The organism is Actinomycetospora lemnae, from assembly GCF_028737315.1.
Lineage (GTDB): Bacteria > Actinomycetota > Actinomycetes > Mycobacteriales > Pseudonocardiaceae > Actinomycetospora > Actinomycetospora lemnae.
On sequence record NZ_JAQZAO010000004.1, the window covers coordinates 437959 to 454296 of the forward strand.

Below are 16338 nucleotides of genomic sequence, written 5' to 3' on the forward strand. Positions count from 1 at the left end.
AGGGTCGCCCGTCTCTCGTTGACACACTGCCAACGACTGGCGAGGCTTGTCGCGTGGACGCGGATTACGACGTGCTCGTGGTCGGCTCGGGGTTCGGCGGCTCGGTCACCGCGCTGCGGCTGACCGAGAAGGGCTACCGCGTCGGCGTGCTCGAGGCGGGCCGCCGCTTCGCCGACCAGGACTTCCCCGCCACGTCGTGGCAGCTGCGCGACTACCTCTGGGCGCCGTGGGCCCGCTGCTTCGGGATCTTCCGGGCCGACCCGCTGCGCGACGTGCTCGTCCTGTCCGGCGCCGGGGTGGGCGGGGGCTCGCTGGTGTACGCCAACACGCTCTACCGCCCGCCGCGCTCCTTCTACGACGACCCGCAGTGGGGCGGCATCACCGACTGGGCCGACGAGCTCGACGCCCCGTACGACCAGGCGTCCCGGATGCTCGGCGCCACCACCTACCCGCGGGTCTCGCCGTCCGACGCCGTCATGCGCGACGTCGCGCAGGAGATGGGCGTCGGCCACACCTACCGCGCGGCCGACGTCGGCGTCTTCTTCGGGGCGCCACCCGGCGAGGAGGTGCCGGACCCGTACTTCGGCGGCGCCGGCCCCGAGCGCCACGGCTGCCTCCACTGCGGCGAGTGCATGACGGGCTGCCGCCACGACGCCAAGAACACGCTGGTCAAGAACTACCTGCACCTCGCCGAGGCCGCCGGGGCGCAGGTGCTGCCGATGACGACGGCGACGCGCATCCGCCCGCGCGGCGGGGACCTGTCCGGCGCATCGGGCTACGAGGTCGAGGTGCGCGCCACCGGTCGCCCGGGTGGGCGGCGCACGCTGCGCGCGCAGCAGGTGGTCGTCGCCGCCTCGGCCCTCGGCAGCCAGCGGTTGCTGCACCGGCTGCGCCGCCGCGGCGACCTGCCCCGCATCTCCCCGCGACTCGGCGAGCTCTCGCGCACCAACTCCGAGGCGATCCTCGCCGCGCGCACCGCGAGCGACGTCGCCGACTACACCACCGGCGTCTCGATCACCTCGTCGATCCACCCCGACGCCCACACCCACGTCGAGCCGGTGCGCTACGGGCGCGGCTCGAACCTGCTCTCGCTGCTCTCGGCCGTCCTCGTCGACGGCACGACGGCGGCGGGCGACGCGACGCTCGGCGAGCGGGGCCCGTCGCTGCGGCGCATCGCCCGCGAGCTGGTGCGCTCGCGGCGCGAGCTGGTCGCCCTGCACCGGCCACGGCGCTGGGCCGAGCAGTCGATCGTGCTGCTGGTGATGCAGACGCTGGACAACTCCCTGACGCTGCGCCCGCGCCGGTTCCTGCCCGGCCTGCGCTCCCGGCCCGGCGAGGGCACCCCGAACCCGGCGTGGATCCCGGCCGGCCACGAGGTCGCGCGGCGCGTGGCCCGGCGGATGGGCGGCTTCCCGGTCGGCGCCAGCTCGACGCTGGTGAACCTGCCGGTGACCGGGCACTTCCTCGGCGGCGCGGTCATCTCCGAGACGCCGGCGAACGGCGTCGTCGACCCCTACCACCGGCTGCACGGGCACCCCGGCGTCCACGTCGTCGACGGGTCCAGCGTGCCGGCGAACCTCGGGGTGAACCCGTCCCTGACCATCACCGCCCTCGCCGAGCGGGCGATGTCACTGTGGCCCAACCGCGGCGAGCCCGACCCGCGCCCGGCGCCGGGGGAGCCCTACCGCCGGGTCGCGCCCGTCGCGCCGCACCACCCCGCGGTACCCGCCGACGCCCCCGGTGCGCTGCGGACCACCGTCGACCTGCCCAGCCCGAGGATCGGAGCCCCCCTGTGACCGACCCCGCGACCGCCTACCCGCCCGAGCCCTGGACCCTCGTCGGCCGGATGGACCTGTCGACCTTCCTGGTGCCGACGGACACCCTGCCCACCGCGACCTGGCCCGACGGCTGGTCCCCGCTCGCGCTCGGGGGCTGCACGCCGGTCGGGGCGGCGTGGGTCGACTACGCGCCCGGCGGCGTCATGAGCTACCACGAGCTGCTGGTCGCGGTCGCCGGCCGCGTCGGGGCGCGGGTCCGCCCGCACATCGTGGCGATCTGGGTCGACAGCCCGGCCTCGCGCGACGGCGGGCGCGAGCTCTGGGGCATCCCGAAGGGGCTCGCGAGCTTCACGGGCTTCGACGAGGGCACGCCGAGCGTCACCGTCGAGGGCGCCGAGCGCCCCGCCGCGCACGCGGTCCTGCGCCACGGCACGCGCCTGCCCGGGCGCCCGCGGGTCGGGTTCACGCTGGCCCAGGAGCTGAACGGTCGCTGCTGGGAGAGCCCGGTGACGAGCCGCACGGCGATCGGCCTGCTCCACGCCGACTGGACGTTCGACCCCGACGGCCCCCTGGGCTTCCTCGCCGGCCACCGCCCCCTCGTCTCGGCGACCCTCCACGACTTCGCCATGTCCTTCGGGATGACGCCGTACGACCGCGCGCGTGAGGACCAGCCTGGCGTCCACGCTGGCACTGGACGCCAGGAAAGCCCCCGGCTCGGTCCCGCGACACGCCGATGACCGCCCCCGCCCGGGGCCGGCGCCTCGACCCCGACGCCCGCCGCGAGGAGATCGTCGCCGGCGCCCTGCGCCTGTTCGCCGAGCACCCGTACGCCGCGGTCTCCACCACCGACCTCGCCCGCGAGGCCGGCGTCGCCCGCGGGCTGATCAACCACTACTTCGGCACCAAGCGCGCGCTCTACCTCGAGGTCGTGCGGCGCCTGACGACCATCCCCGAGGTCGCGGTCTCCGAGCTCCCGCCCGGCACGGTCGAGGAGCGTGCCGGGGCGGCCGTGGACTGGTTCCTCGACGCCGTCGATCGTCACCGCGGCCTGTGGCTCGCGGTCGGGACGGGCGCCGCCGGCGACATCGACGTCGACGCGATCCTCGCCGAGGCCGACGAGATCGCCGCCGACCGCGTCCTCGCGGCCCTCGCCCCCGACGCGCCGGACGACCCCTACCGGGCGCGCGTGCGCTCGTTCTTCGGCCTGGTGCGCTCGGCGTCCCGGGAGTGGCTGGTGCGCGGCACGCTCGACCGCGCGGGCACGCGCGCGCTCCTCGTCGACGTCCTGCTCACGGTGCTCCACCGCGACAGTCAGGTTTGACCGTTCGCGGTCCTGGCGGCACGATCGTCTCGACACGACCGCGACACGGTGACGACGACACCGAGACGACGACACAGACGACGACACAGACGACGCGGACGGGAGGGAGCGGATGGTGAGCACCCGTGCGGCCGCCGAGCCGGAGCGACGGTCCCGCGAGCAGCGGACGTCCGACAGCCGCACCCGCATCCTCGACGCGGCCGTCGCGTGCCTGGTCGAGTCGGGCTACGCGGGGACGACGACGCTGACGATCCAGAACCGCGCCGGGGTGTCGCGCGGCCGGCTGCTGCACCACTTCCCGTCGAAGGAGAACCTGCTCGTCGCCGCGGCCCAGCACCTCGCGACCAGCCGGTTCGCCGAGGACGGGCTGGCCCGCGCCGACCTGCCCGCGGCCGACGTCGACGCCGACGCGCGCCTCGACCGGGCCGTCGACGTCATGTGGTTCACCTACCAGCAGGCCTACTTCTGGGCCTCGGTCGAGCTGTGGACCGCGGCGCGTACCGACGAGGCCCTGGCGGCCGCGCTCCTGCCCGCCGAGCGACGCCTCGGCGCGGCGATCCGGCAGACCGTCGACGCCTTCTTCGAGGACTACGCCGACCCGGCCCGCGCCGCCCTCCTGCGCGAGACGCTGCTGACCAGCATGCGCGGCGTCGCGCTGACCTACGGCTTCGACCCGCGCGACCCGCGGACCGACCCGCACCTCGAGCAGTGGAAGCAGCTCGCTCGCATGCTCCTGCTGCCCGAGGGCGGGTCCGCCAAGGCCTAGATCAGGGACTTCAAGGTCTCGAGCGAGGACTTCACGGTGTCGTGGTCCGGCTCCAGCGGCGCGATGTTGAGCTGCGTGATCCCGGCGGCCGCGAACTCGCGCACCTGCGCGGCGACCTCGTCCTCGGTGCCGATCAGTGACACCGCGTGGACGAGCTCCTCCGGCACCTTCTCCGCGGCCTCCTCCTTGCGCCCGGACAGGTACAGGTCCTGGATCTCCGACGCCTCGTCCGCGAACCCGTAGCGCCCGGCCAGCTGGGCGTAGAAGTTCGTGTCCTTGGCGCCCATGCCCCCGACGTAGAGCGCGAGCTGCGGGCGGACGTGCTCGCGCAGCTTGCCCGCGCCCGGCCCGACGGCGAACGGCACGTTGACCGAGATCTGCAGCTCGCCCAGCGCCGGGTCGCGCTTGGCCTTGCCGGCTGCCAGCGACGGGCCCCAGACGTCGGCCGCCTTGCCGGGGTGGAACCAGATCGGCTCCCACACCTCAGCGAGCTCTGCGGCCATCTCGACGTTCTTCGGGCCCAGCGCCGCCAGCATGATCGGGATCTGCTCCCGCACCGGGTGGTTGATGATCTTCAGTGGCTTGCCCAGGCCCGTGCCCTGGTCGGCGGGCAGCGGGATCGTGTAGTGCTTGCCGGCGTACTCGACGCGCTCCCGGCGCCAGACCTTCCGGCAGATCTCGACGATCTCCCGCGTGCGGCCCACCGGCGCGTCGTACTTCACGCCGTGGAAGCCCTCGATGACTTGGGGGCCCGAGGCGCCCATCCCGAGGACGAAGCGGCCGTCGGAGACGTAGTCGAGCCCGGCCGCCGTCATCGCCGTCAGCGACGGGGTGCGCGTGTAGATCTGCACGATGCCGGACTCGATGTGCATCCGCGACGTGCGCGCCGCGAGGTAGCCGAGCTGGCTGACCGCGTCGAAGCTGTAGAGCTCGGCGACGCTCACCGCGTCGAGGCCGACCTCCTCGAGCTCGACGAGCTTCTCCACCGTCTCGCGGAACCCGCCCTGGGCGTACGCCAGGCCCATCCCGATCCTCATCCGAGCACCACCCGCCCGATGATCTCCTTCATGATCTCCGTGGTGCCGCCGTAGATCGTCTGCACGCGGGTGTCCAGGTAGGCCTTCGCGACCGGGTACTCCTTCATGTAGCCGTAGCCGCCGTGCAGCTGCAGGCAGCCGTCGATGACCTCCTTGGCGGTCTCGCTCGCCCAGTACTTGGCCATCGAGGCGTCGGCCGGCCCGAGCTTGCCCTCGTTCAGCTCGGTGATGCAGCGGTCGACGAACGTGCGGGTGACGGCGAGCTTGGTCGCCATCTCGGCGGCCGAGAACCGCACCGTCTGGAGCTTCGCGAGCGGCTTGCCGAACGCGGTGCGCTCCTTGACGTAGGTGACCGTGTCCTCGAGGACGCGCTCCGCCCCGGCCACGGCGCCGACGGCGATCGAGAGGCGCTCGCGGGGCAGGTTCTGCATCAGGTAGATGAAGCCCTTGCCCTCCTCGCCGAGGAGGTTGGTGGCGGGTACGCGCACGTCGGTGAACGAGAGCTCGGCGGTGTCCTGGGCGGACATGCCGATCTTCTCGAGGTTGCGGCCGCGCTCGAAGCCGGGGGTGTCGCGCTCGACGACGATGAGGCTGAAGCCGTGCGCCCCGGCATCCGGGTCGGTCTTGGCGACCACGATCACCAGGTCGCTCATGATCCCGTTGGTGATGAAGGTCTTCTGCCCGTTGATCACCCACTCGTCGCCCTCGCGGACGGCGCGGGTCTGGATGCCCTGCAGGTCCGAGCCGGTGCCGGGCTCGGTCATGGCGATGGCGGTGATCATCTCGCCGCTGCTGAAGCGCGGCAGCCAGCGCTGCTTCTGCTCGTCGTTCGCGAGCTCGATGAGGTACGGCGCGATGACGTCGTTGTGCAGCGAGAACCCGAGCCCGCTCGTGCCCGCGCGCGCGACCTCCTCGGTGACGATCCACTGGAAGCGCAGGTCCCGCGTACCGCCGCCCCCGTACTCCTCGGGGACGTCCATGGCGAGCAGGCCGGTCTTCCCGGCGGCCAGCCACACGTCGCGGCTGACGTGCCCCTGCTTCTCCCACTCCGCGTGGTGGGGCACCGCTTCCTTCTCGAGGAAGTCCCGCACCATCTCGCGGAAGTCGTTGTGCTCGTCGGAGAAGATCGTGCGCTCCACCGGGTGGCCCCTCCTTCGGGGACGTGCGGACGCCCACCGTGAGTCCGGCGGGCCCGTGACCGTGCAGGTGCAGCCCAGCGTGGCTGCACCGGCCGGTAACAGTCAAGCCTGACTCTTCCGCGATTCCGTATGACCGATTACGGTCGCGCCTGCCCTGTGGTCGGCGTCACCACTGTCCCCGTTTCGTCCGCTTCGTGGAGGTCCCCTGTGCCGTTCCGGCTGACCGACGTCGTGCGCCAGCACGCCGGCGACACCGACCTGGTGGCGATGACGTTCGAGGGGGAGAACACGACCTACGCGGAGCTCGACCGCCGCGGGGGCCTGGCCGCCCGCGCGATGGCCGCCGACGGCGTCGGTGCGGGAGACCGCGTGGTGTGGCTGGGGAAGAACCGCCCCGAGTTCTTCGACCTGCTCTTCGGCGCCCCGCGCGTGCGCGCCGGCACCGCGCCGCTGAACAACCGGCTCACCCACGACGAGCTGATCGCGATCATCGAGGACGCGGCCGCGCCGCTGGTCGTCCTCGGCCCGGACTTCGCCGACCTCCGTGGCCGCGTCGAGGGCATCGAGGGCGTGCGCCGCGTGCTCGTCGTCGGGGAGGACTACGACGGCTGGCTGACCGCGTCCGACGAGGTGCTCGACCCGCCGGACGACGCGCAGGACGACGACTGCGTGCTGCAGCTCTACACGTCGGGGACCACCGGGCTGCCCAAGGGCGTCGTGCTCACCCACGTCCAGTTCGCGGCCCTGCTCTCGGTCGGCGACCACTGGAGCTTCGACACCGAGTCGGTCGGCCTCGTCGCCATGCCGCTGTTCCACATCGGCGGCTCGGGCTTCGCGCTGGTCTGCCTGTCGTTCGGGGCACGCTGCGTGCTGATCGCCGACATCGTCCCCGACCAGCTCCTCGCGACGATGGCCGACGAGGGCGTCACGAACGCCTTCCTCGTGCCCGCGGTGCTGCAGTTCCTCACGCAGGTGCCGGGGGCGGCCGACCGCGACTGGTCGAAGCTGCGCGCCATCGCCTACGGCGCCTCGCCGATCACGAGCACCGTGCTCAAGCGGGTGCTGACGACGTTCCGGGCGCCGCTGTTCCAGGTCTACGGCTCCACCGAGACCACGGGCGCGATCAGCCAGCTCGACCCCGACGACCACGACCCCGACGGCCCGCGCGCCCACCTCATGCGGTCGGCGGGCAAGGCGTACCCGTGGGTCGAGCTCAAGGCCGTCGACCCGGCGACCGGCGAGGACGTCCCGCCGAACACCGTGGGTGAGATCTGGATCCGCTCGTCGCAGGTGACGCCGGGCTACTGGGCGCGGCCGGAGGAGACCGCGACGGCGCTGTCGGACGGCTGGTTCCACACCGGGGACGCGGGCTACCTCGACGAGGAGGGCTACCTGTTCCTCACCGACCGGATCAAGGACATGATCGTCACCGGGGCGGAGAACGTGTACCCCATCGAGGTCGAGAACGTCCTGTCCGGCCACCCCGACGTCGCCGACGTGGCCGTCATCGGCGTCCCGGACGAGAAGTGGGGCGAGTCGGTGAAGGCCGTCGTCGTCGCCAACGAGGGCTCCACCATCGACACCGACGCCCTGCTCGAGTGGTGCAAGGAGCGCATCGCCGGTTTCAAGCGCCCGCGCTCGGTCGACGTCGTCGACGCCCTGCCGCGCAACCCGTCGGGGAAGATCCTCAAGAAGGACCTCCGCAAGCCCTACTGGGAGAACGCCGAGGGGCGCCAGATCGGCTGAGGGACGACTCGGCGGGCGCCGGTGCCCGAACCCTGCTGAACCGATCCAAGACCCGACACCCCGTTTCCGGCTCGCGGGGCCCGGGCACGCTTCCTCCAACAGGCCGCGTCGGGCTTCGGGGGCTCGACGACAGGCCGTCCGGGGCCGGTCCCGCTGCTGACGCTGGGGAGCAGTCAGCAGTGCGGACCGGCCCACCTCTTCCTCCGGCCCACGCCGCTCCGTCGATCGGGTGCGTCACCCGCCCGACGGGCGGGTACAGCGAGGTCGTGACGGTTGAGAACACAGGCGTCGCGCTCGCCCGGCAGGCCGTCGAGGCGCTCCGTCGCCTCGACGACGAAGGACGGACGCTGCGGCCCGACGGCGTCGATCACTTCACCTGGTCCGCGGACGTGCTCGACGAGCTCGCGCGGCTGGCCGACGTGCTGGGGCGCGCGGTCGAGCACGTGACCGGCGAACCCGCGGCGGGTGCCGAGACGCACGCGCAGGCCCTCGCCACCGCGATCGTGGCGCACCGCAACTCGCTGCTGCGACACGGCCGGGGCGAGCATCCTTTCCCCGCCGGGCATGACCACGCGCTCCCCCTGGTCATCGCCCGCGACGAGGCGGGGAGCGCGCCGGTGAGGGAGAAAACCTCCGCGTATGGCACGGATCGCAACGCGCGCCTGACGGCGGCGCCGGAACATGGATTGTGTCGGCCGCGCCCCCCTCGGCCGACCATGGTTCCGGGAGCGCATCCCCCCGCGCTCCCGGAACCCCCAGCTTCACCGCCGCGCGACGTGCTCCAGCACGAGGTCCGCGAGGCGGTCGGGGGCCTCGTCGGGGATCCAGTGGCTCGTCCCGGGGAAGACCTCGAGCCGGTAGGGCCCGGTCACCCAGCGCGGGTTGCCCTCCACGGCCGCGCGGGAGACAGCGCTGTCGCCGTCGCTCCAGACCATCAGTGTCGGCGTCGCGACCGTCACCCGCAGTCCCCGGTGCTCCCAGAACGGCGTCGCGCGGTACCAGTTGATCGCGCCGGTGAGTGCGGGTCGCAGGCCGCCCTTGGCGGTGAGCGCCGCCTCGTCGCGCCGGGCGCGCTCCGCGCTCTGGCCCGTGCGCCGCACCGCGGCGGCGAGGCCGCCGGGTCGTCCGAGGAACCGCTCGGCGAGGGCGGGGAGCTGGAAGGCGTAGACGTACCAGGACAGGGCGAGCTGCCGGCTCGACACCATGGCCGCCATGAACGCGGCCGGGTGGGGCACCGAGACGGCGGTCAGGGTGCGGACACGGTCCGGGCGCAGGGCCGCCAGCGCCCAGGCGACGATCGCGCCCCAGTCGTGGCCCACCACGTGCACCGTGTCCGCGCCCGCGGCGTCGGCCAGCGCGACGACGTCGTCGACGAGTTCCTCGACGCGGTAGGCCCGCCGTCCCGTCGGTCGCGCGCCCGCGGAGTACCCGCGCTGGTCCGGGGCGAGGACCCGGTACCCGGCGTCGGCGAGCCGCCGCGCGACCGGCTCCCAGCTCGCCGCCGTCTGCGGGAAGCCGTGCAGCAGCAGCACGGGCACACCGTCGGCCGGCCCGTACTCGGTGACGTCGAAGCGCAGCGCGCCGCGGGTGAAGGAGTCCACGGCCGTGATCGTGCCCGCCCGGACGCCGCACCGCCGATCTCCGCGACGCGCGCGACACGTCGGTCGAAGTGGGACCTGTGATCGCAGCCGTTCCGTTACGGTCGGTGCGCACCGTGCCCGGCCGGGGGCGCGACGCGGGGGCCGGGACGACGGGAGCGGCGGCAGCGCATGTCCAAGGGCTTGAGACGGTTCCTGATCTTCGTCGTCGTGGCCGTCCTGCTGTTCTTCGTGATCTCGCAGCCCGAGGGCGCGGCCGACGTCGTGCGCTCCATCCTCGCGATCATCGGCGACGCGCTGTCGTCGATCGCCCAGTTCTTCCGGTCGCTGTTCTGAGCTACACCACCGCGAACTCGCCGGCGGCGTAGCGCTCGCGCAGGCGGTGCTTGACGAGCTTGCCGGTGGGTGTGCGGGGCAGGTCGTCGGTGAACACCAGGCGCCGGGGTGCCTTGTAGCGCGCGATGCGGCCGCGGACGTGCTCGAGCAGCTCGTCGGCCAGCGCGTCCGACGGCTCGTGGCCCGGCGCGGGCTGGACGACGGCGAAGACGGACTCGCCCATCTCCTCGTCCGGCACGCCGATCACCGCCACGTCGAGCACGGCGTCGTGCAGCGTGAGGACGTCCTCGATCTCCTGCGGGTAGATGTTCACGCCGCCCGAGATGATCATGAAGCTCTTGCGGTCGGTGAGGTAGAGGTAGCCGTCCTCGTCGACGTAGCCGAGGTCGCCGGTGGTCGTCCAGGTCTCGTGCTCGGGGTGCTGCGCGCCGCGGGTCTTCTCCGGGTCGTTGTGGTACCGGAACGGCACCACGTCGCGCTCGAAGTAGACGGTGCCGACCTCGCCGGGGGCGAGCTCGGTGCCGCTGTCGTCGCAGACGTGGATCGTGCCCAGGCCGGCCCGCCCCACCGAGCCGGGCCGCTCGAGCCACTGCGCCGAGTCGATGAACGTGATCCCGTTGGCCTCGCTCGAGCTGTAGTACTCGTGGAGCACCGGGCCCCACCAGGCGATCATCGCCCGCTTGACCTCGACCGGGCACGGCGCCGCGGCGTGGATCGCGACCCGCAGGCTGGACACGTCGTAGCGGCGCTTCGTCTCGTCGGGGAGCTTGAGCATGCGCACGAACATCGTCGGCACCCACTGGCTGTGGGTGACGCGGAAGCGCTGGATGGCGGCGAGGGCCTGCTCGGGGTCGAAGCGGTGCATCATGACGACGGTGCCGCCGGTCGACTGGATCGTGGCGCCGAAGCGCAGCGGCGCCGCGTGGTACACCGGCGCCGGCGAGAGGTAGACGGTGTCCTCGTCGAAGCCGTACATGGGCTTGAACACCGCGATGTAGAGGTCGCCGGGCTCGTCGATCCGGCGGTCCGGCAGGTTCGGCTTGATGCCCTTCGGGCGTCCGGTGGTGCCCGAGCTGTAGAGCATGTCGCCGCCGCGGGGCTGGTCGCTCATCGGCTCGGCGCTCTGCGCGCCGACGACCGTGTCGTAGTCGTCGTGGCCCGCGACGGCGCCGCCGAAGGCGAGCCGCAGCGTGACGTCCGGCGTCCGCTCGACGATCGCCCGGGCGAGGTCGTCCTTCGCCGCCGAGACGACGAGGGCGCGGGCGCCGCAGTCGTCGACGATGTAGCCGGCCTCGTCGGCGGAGAGGTGGTGGTTCACCGCCGTGACGAGCAGGCCGGCGCGCTGAGCGGCCCAGTAGACCTCGAAGACCCGCGGGTGGTTGTCGGACAGGAGCGCGACCACGTCGCCGCGGCGCAGGCCGTGCTCGTGCAGCGTGCGCGCGAGACGCACCGAGCCGTCCTCGAGCTCGCGGTAGGTCAGGCCCTCGCCGGTCTCGGCCATGATCACCGCGGGGCGGTCGGGGTGGGTGGCGGCGAACGTCCCGGGATACATCGTCGTCTCCTCGGAGATCACGGTGGGCGGCCGCCGTAGAGTAATTTACGTTCTGTTCGAGGGGAACCGACGCCGCGGGAGGTCGACGCCGATGCCCACGGCCACCCGGCAGTCCTACTTCGAGCAGGCGCTGCGCCTCCTCGCGCGCGAGGGCCGCAACGCCCTGCGCATCGGGCGGCTGTGCGCGGCCGTCGGCGTCACCAGCGGGTCCTTCTACCACCACTTCGGCAGCTGGGAGGGCTTCGTCGCCGCGCTGCTCGAGCACTGGGAGCGCGAGGAGGTCGGGCGCATCATCGAGATGGTCAACGCCAGCGACGACCCGGTGGAGCGCGTGACGCGCATGAAGTACCTGGCCCTGACCGTGCCGCACGAGGCCGAGACCGCGATCCGGGCGTGGGCCACCGTCGACCCGCGCGTGGAGGAGGCCCAGCGCGCCGTCGACCGCGGGCGGGTGCGGGCGCTCGCCGACGTCCTCGCGCCGGTGGTCAGCGACGAGGGTCAGCGCGCGCGGCTGGCGGCGCTCGGGATCGCGGTGCTCGCCGGGCACCAGCAGATCGCCGGCGTGGTCGACGTCGACCTGGGCGACCTGCTCGACGAGTTCGAGGCGGCGGTGCTCGCCCGGGCGGACGGGGCCTGGGAGGCGCCGGTCGTCGAGGCCGATCCGTGGCGCGCCGACGGCCGGACCGAGGCGTGCGAGGAGCGGTGATCGTGGGGAATTTCCTGGCGTCCAGTGTGAGCGTGGACGCCAGGCTGACCCACCCCGTGCGTCAGTCGGCGTAGTGGGGGGCGCGGCCCTCGGCGAAGGCGGTGACGGCCTCGGTGAGGTCGTCGGAGATCAGCGCCGAGGCGTTCCACGTCGCGATCTGGTCGAGGCCGTCGGCGATCGAGTGGTCGCGCGCGTACGTGATGGCGTGCTTGGTGCCCCGCAGGGCGAGCGGCGACTTGGCGGCGAGCCCGCGGGCGACCTCGGTGACGTGCGCCAGGAGCTCCTCGGGGTCCTCGGTGTCGACGCACGCGTTGACCAGGCCCATCGCCTCCGCCTCGGACCCGCGGACGTCGCGGCAGGTGTAGGCCATCTCGCGGGCCCGGCCCTCGCCGACGATGCGTGGCAGGCGCTGGAGCACGCCGACGTCGGCGGCGAGGCCCATGTCGACCTCCTTCAGCGAGAACTTCGTGCGCGGCGTCGCGTAGCGCAGGTCGCAGACCACCGCGAGGTCGAGCCCGGCGCCGACGCAGGCGCCCTGGACGGCCGCCAGCACGGGCACGCGGCAGCGCTCGACGGTGGTGAGCACGTCCTGGAGGTCGAGGATCAGGCGGCGCAGGCCCTCACGGGCGCGGCCCGGGTCGGCGCCGGCCGGGGCCATGCCCTGGATCTCGGCGAGCATCGACAGGTCGATCCCGGCGCAGAAGTGCCGACCGGACCCGGTGAGCACCACCGCGCGCACGCCGGGCTCGGCGTCGAGCGCCCGGAACGTCTCGCGCAGCTCCTGCCACAGCGTGCGGTCCAGCGCGTTCGCCGCCTGCGGGCGCTCGAGGCGCACCGTCGCGACGCCGCCGTCGTGGGTGACCGACAGCGCCGTGGGGGCCGCCGCATCCAGCGTGCTCACGTCCCGTGCTCCCTTCCCTGGGCTGCTCGGGCCGACGCTCTCACGTCCGGAAGGTCCGGGCCCGTCCGGTGGTTGGGACGGACAGGACGGTCACACCCGTCCGTACTCCTGAGCCCGAGGAGCCCGCCGTGTCCACCGCCGTCCCCGGCACCGCACCCGCGACAGCCCCTGCCCGCCCCGACGCCCCGGGTCGCACGGCCGACCGGGTCGGGCGCGGCCTGCTCGTCCTCGACGCGCTCGCCGCGCTGGCCGCCTTCGCCGGCGGCCTCGCGGCGGTCGCGACCGCGCCCCCCGACCTGCTCGTCGTCGAGGGGTGGCGGACGTTCGGCTACCTCGTCTTCGTCGGCCTGTGGACCATGCTCGTGCTGCGTCCGCGCGGCGCGCCCGGCGTGTGGGAGCTGGTGTTCCTCCACAAGATCGCGATGGTCGTGTTCGCGCTGGTCGTCCTCGACGCGCCCGGCGCGGTGACGGCGCTGGGCGTCGACGCCGTGCTTATCGTGACGACCGCGGTGGCCTACGTCCTGACCCGCGGCTGGCTCTCGTGGCGCGGCACGCGCACGCCTCACCCCGTGTGATCGAATGGTGACGCAGGTCTCGCCCCCATAGCATCACGTACGTTACGGTCCCTTCCGTCGCCACCACCGACAGCAGGGGAGGGCACCGTGAGGATCAACGTGGACTGGGACAGGTGCACCGGCATGGGGATGTGCGAGTCCCTCGCGCCGGACGTCTTCGAGGTCGATGACGACGGGTCGCTGATCCTGCACACCGAGGAGATCTCGGCCGACCAGGAGGCCGAGGTCCGCGAGGCCGTCGCCGCGTGCCCGACCGAGGCGCTCTCGCTCGAAGGGCCCATCGACGCGTGACGCACCTCGTCGTGGTCGGCGCGTCCCTGGCCGGGCTCCGCGCCGTCGAGGCGGTCCGGCGCGACGGGTTCGACGGCGAGGTGACGCTGGTCGGGGCCGAGGAGCACCTGCCCTACGACCGGCCGCCGCTGTCGAAGGAGTACCTGGCCGCGGAGGAGTGCCCCGACCCGCGCTACCGCGAGGAGGAGACCTTCGCGGGCGACCTCGACGTGGAGCTGCTGCTGGGCACGCCCGCGAGCGCGCTGGACACGGCGGCGCGGACGGTCACGGTCGGCGACCGCACGGTGTCCTACGACGGCCTGGTGATCGCGACGGGCGCGCACGCGCGGACCCTGCCGGGCACCGAGCACCTCGAGGGCGTGCACACCGTGCGGACCCTTGACGACGCGATCGCCCTGCGGGCGGCGCTGCGCGGCGGCGCCCGGCGGCTCACCGTCGTCGGGGCCGGCTTCATCGGCTCCGAGGTCGCCGCGGTGGGCCGCAAGCTGGGGCTCGAGGTGACCATCCTCGAGGCGCTCGAGACCCCGCTCGCCCGTGCCGTGGGCGAGCGGATGGGCCGCGCGCTGACCCACCTGCACCGTCGCCACGGCACCGAGGTCCGCACGGGGGTGGCGGTCGAGGAGGTGCTGTCGGCGGACGGCCGGGTCACCGGCGTGCGCCTGGGCGACGGCACCGAGGTCGACACCGACGTGCTCGTCGTCGGCATCGGCGCGCGCCCCGCGACCGACTGGCTCGAGGGCTCCGGGCTGACGATCGACGACGGCGTCGTCGCCGACGAGACGCTCGCCGCCGCGGACGGGGTCTACGTCGCGGGCGACGTCGCGCGCTGGCCGAACGCGCTGTTCAGCGACGTCGCGGGCGGCACCATGCGCCTCGAGCACTGGACCTCGGCGGCCGACCAGGGCGGGAGGGCCGCCCGGCACGCCGTCGACCCGGCGGCCGCGAAGCCCTACGAGACCGTCCCCTACTTCTGGTCGGACTGGTACGACGGCCGCGTCCAGTTCGTGGGCATCGCGCCCGACGACGGCGACGAGCAGATCGAGGTCGTGGCGGGCGACGACGCGCAGGGCGGACCGTTCACGGCGATCTACCGGGCGGGCGACCGGATCGTCGGCGCGCTGGCGGTCGACATGCCCGCCGAGGTCATGAAGTACCGCCGGCTGATCGGCGCGCGCAAGACGTGGGGCGACGCCCTCGAGCTCGCCGAACAGCGCCGCGCGCAGCGCGCGGCGAAGGCACAGCAGGCCGCGCAGCAGGCCGGCGAGCAACGGGGAGAGGGCGCATGACCGACACGGCGGGCACCACCACGGTCTCCGGGCGCGAGCTCGACCCCCTCGACCTGTCGTCCCTCGGCTTCTGGGGACGCCCCATGGTCGAGCGCGACGCCACGTTCGCGCAGCTGCGCCGCGACCGGCCGATCTCCTGGCACCGCCCGCCGGTGGGCATGCTCATGCCCGGCCAGGACGACCCGGGCTTCTGGGCGGTGGTGCGCCACGAGGACATCGGCCACGTGAGCAGGAACCCGAAGATCTTCTGCTCGGGGCAGGGCGTGCAGTTCCAGGAGGCGCCGCCGGAGCTGCTCGAGGCCACGCAGTCGTTCCTCGCCATGGACGCGCCGCGGCACACGAAGCTGCGCAAGATCGTCAGCGCCGCGTTCACGCCGAAGCAGGTGGCCCGCGTCGAGGACCGGATCGCGCAGCGCGCCCGCACGATCGTCGACCAGCTCCTCGACCACGGGGACGGCGACTTCGTCCAGCTCGTGGCCAAGCAGCTGCCGATGGGCACGATCTACGACCTCATGGGCGCGCCCGAGGAGTACCAGGACTCGCTCGCCGAGGCCGCCGACCTGCTCGTCGCCACGAACGACCCCGATGTGCTGGAGAACCTGGGCCTCGAGGACCCGCTCGCGGCGGCCGGGCAGGCGCTGATGAACCTGCTGGGCCCGGCGATGGAGCTGGTCGAGGCCCGGCGGAAGGAACCCCGCGACGACCTCATGACCAATCTCGTGTCCGCCGAGGTCGACGGCGAGAGCCTCACCGACCCCGAGATCGGGGCCTTCTTCGTGCTCCTGTCGGTGGCCGGCAACGACACCACGCGCAACACGATCGCCCACTCCATGCGCCGCCTCACCGAGGAGCCCGAGCAGCGGGCCTGGCTCGTCGAGGACCTCGAGGGGCGCATGAAGGGCGCGGTGGAGGAGTTCGTCCGCCACGCCTCGCCGGTGCTGACGTTCCGCCGCACCGCCACGCAGGACACCGAGCTGCGGGGCCGGCGGATCGCGGCGGGCGAGAAGGTCGTGATGTTCTACGAGTCGGGCAACCGGGACGAGTCGGTCTTCGCCGACCCGCTGCGCTTCGACCTCTCCCGGGATCCCAACCCGCACGTCGGCTTCGGGGGTGGCGGACCCCACTTCTGCCTGGGCAACATGCTCGCGCGCACCCAGTTGCGGCAGATCTTCACGCAGCTCCTCGGCCGGGCCCCGGGCCTGGAGGTCGGCGAGCCGGAGATCCTGCGCAGCAACTTCGTGCACGCGGTGAAGACCATGCCCTGCTCGCTGTAAGGGGCCAGAGCCGTCCCGTCCCGGGACCCTCA

17 protein-coding genes are annotated in these 16338 nt (G+C 73.3%); 11 read left to right on the forward strand and 6 right to left on the reverse strand.

Going from position 1 to position 16338, the window contains the following annotated elements; genetic code table 11:
• The first annotated feature begins 53 nt into the window (after positions 1–53).
• The 4 genes from PGB27_RS11655 (at position 54) to PGB27_RS11670 (ending at position 3865) form a co-directional block, all read left to right on the forward strand.
• Entirely contained in the window at positions 54–1796 is a 1743-nt protein-coding gene (locus tag PGB27_RS11655; RefSeq protein WP_274200524.1) for a GMC family oxidoreductase N-terminal domain-containing protein, read from the forward strand.
• Complete coding sequence (locus tag PGB27_RS11660; RefSeq protein WP_274200525.1) at positions 1793–2515, forward strand: acetoacetate decarboxylase family protein; 723 nt, start codon at positions 1793–1795, stop codon at positions 2513–2515. Before PGB27_RS11655 ends, PGB27_RS11660 begins: the two co-directional genes overlap by 4 nt.
• On the forward strand, positions 2512–3099 hold the full coding sequence (locus PGB27_RS11665) for a TetR/AcrR family transcriptional regulator (protein ID WP_274200526.1): 588 nt from the start codon (positions 2512–2514) through the stop codon (positions 3097–3099). Before PGB27_RS11660 ends, PGB27_RS11665 begins: the two co-directional genes overlap by 4 nt.
• 115 nt (positions 3100–3214) lie before the next feature.
• Complete coding sequence (locus PGB27_RS11670) at positions 3215–3865, forward strand: TetR/AcrR family transcriptional regulator (protein ID WP_274200527.1); 651 nt, start codon at positions 3215–3217, stop codon at positions 3863–3865.
• On the opposite strand, the gene PGB27_RS11675 is transcribed toward PGB27_RS11670, so the two are convergent.
• Together PGB27_RS11675 and PGB27_RS11680 are read right to left on the reverse strand one after the other, a co-directional pair.
• A complete protein-coding gene (locus PGB27_RS11675; RefSeq protein ID WP_274200528.1) occupies positions 3862–4902 on the reverse strand; it encodes an LLM class F420-dependent oxidoreductase in 1041 nt (346 codons plus the stop codon). The two genes, PGB27_RS11670 and PGB27_RS11675, sit on opposite strands and share 4 nt — an antisense overlap.
• Positions 4899–6041 (reverse strand): acyl-CoA dehydrogenase family protein, encoded by a 1143-nt coding sequence (locus tag PGB27_RS11680; protein ID WP_274200529.1) that lies wholly within the window; start codon positions 6039–6041, stop codon positions 4899–4901. Before PGB27_RS11680 ends, PGB27_RS11675 begins: the two co-directional genes overlap by 4 nt.
• A 207-nt stretch (positions 6042–6248) precedes the next feature.
• Between PGB27_RS11680 and PGB27_RS11685 the strand changes: the two genes are divergently transcribed.
• Positions 6249–7787: a long-chain-fatty-acid--CoA ligase gene (locus PGB27_RS11685; RefSeq protein ID WP_274200530.1), complete on the forward strand. Its 1539-nt coding sequence runs from the start codon at positions 6249–6251 to the stop codon at positions 7785–7787.
• Between the two features lie 173 nt (positions 7788–7960).
• Here PGB27_RS11685 and PGB27_RS11690 read toward each other — a convergent pair whose 3' ends face one another.
• Positions 7961–8470 carry a hypothetical protein gene (locus PGB27_RS11690; protein WP_274200531.1) on the reverse strand — a complete coding sequence of 170 codons (510 nt, stop codon included), beginning with the start codon at positions 8468–8470 and terminating at the stop codon, positions 7961–7963.
• A 78-nt stretch (positions 8471–8548) separates the two neighbouring features.
• Complete coding sequence (locus PGB27_RS11695) at positions 8549–9388, reverse strand: alpha/beta fold hydrolase (protein WP_274200532.1); 840 nt, start codon at positions 9386–9388, stop codon at positions 8549–8551.
• A 168-nt stretch (positions 9389–9556) separates the two neighbouring features.
• On the opposite strand from PGB27_RS11695, the gene PGB27_RS11700 reads away from it, so the two are divergent.
• Positions 9557–9721, forward strand: a complete 165-nt coding sequence (locus tag PGB27_RS11700; RefSeq protein WP_274200533.1) for a hypothetical protein — start codon at positions 9557–9559, stop codon at positions 9719–9721.
• A gap of 1 nt (position 9722) precedes the next feature.
• On the opposite strand, the gene PGB27_RS11705 is transcribed toward PGB27_RS11700, so the two are convergent.
• Entirely contained in the window at positions 9723–11273 is a 1551-nt protein-coding gene (locus tag PGB27_RS11705) for an acyl-CoA synthetase (protein ID WP_274200534.1), read from the reverse strand.
• A gap of 91 nt (positions 11274–11364) precedes the next feature.
• Here PGB27_RS11705 and PGB27_RS11710 point away from each other — a divergent pair, with 91 nt between their 5' ends.
• Positions 11365–11979 carry a TetR/AcrR family transcriptional regulator gene (locus PGB27_RS11710; RefSeq protein WP_274200535.1) on the forward strand — a complete coding sequence of 205 codons (615 nt, stop codon included), beginning with the start codon at positions 11365–11367 and terminating at the stop codon, positions 11977–11979.
• Positions 11980–12040: 61 nt separating this feature from the next.
• Here the strand turns inward: PGB27_RS11710 and PGB27_RS11715 are convergent, their stop codons facing one another.
• Positions 12041–12880, reverse strand: coding sequence for a crotonase/enoyl-CoA hydratase family protein (locus PGB27_RS11715; RefSeq protein ID WP_274200536.1), 840 nt, complete (start codon positions 12878–12880; stop codon positions 12041–12043).
• Between the two features lie 128 nt (positions 12881–13008).
• Between PGB27_RS11715 and PGB27_RS11720 the strand changes: the two genes are divergently transcribed.
• The 4 genes from PGB27_RS11720 to PGB27_RS11735 all read left to right on the forward strand — a co-directional run bounded on the left by PGB27_RS11720 (position 13009) and on the right by PGB27_RS11735 (position 16306).
• Positions 13009–13455: a hypothetical protein gene (locus PGB27_RS11720; protein WP_274200537.1), complete on the forward strand. Its 447-nt coding sequence runs from the start codon at positions 13009–13011 to the stop codon at positions 13453–13455.
• Positions 13456–13542: 87 nt separating this feature from the next.
• Positions 13543–13746 carry a ferredoxin gene (locus PGB27_RS11725; protein WP_274200538.1) on the forward strand — a complete coding sequence of 68 codons (204 nt, stop codon included), beginning with the start codon at positions 13543–13545 and terminating at the stop codon, positions 13744–13746.
• The gene (locus PGB27_RS11730; RefSeq protein ID WP_274200539.1) at positions 13743–15032 is read left to right on the forward strand and encodes an NAD(P)/FAD-dependent oxidoreductase; all 1290 of its coding nucleotides are present in this window, start codon (positions 13743–13745) and stop codon (positions 15030–15032) included. Before PGB27_RS11725 ends, PGB27_RS11730 begins: the two co-directional genes overlap by 4 nt.
• Positions 15029–16306, forward strand: coding sequence for a cytochrome P450 (locus PGB27_RS11735; RefSeq protein ID WP_274200540.1), 1278 nt, complete (start codon positions 15029–15031; stop codon positions 16304–16306). Before PGB27_RS11730 ends, PGB27_RS11735 begins: the two co-directional genes overlap by 4 nt.
• Positions 16307–16338: the final 32 nt, after the last annotated feature.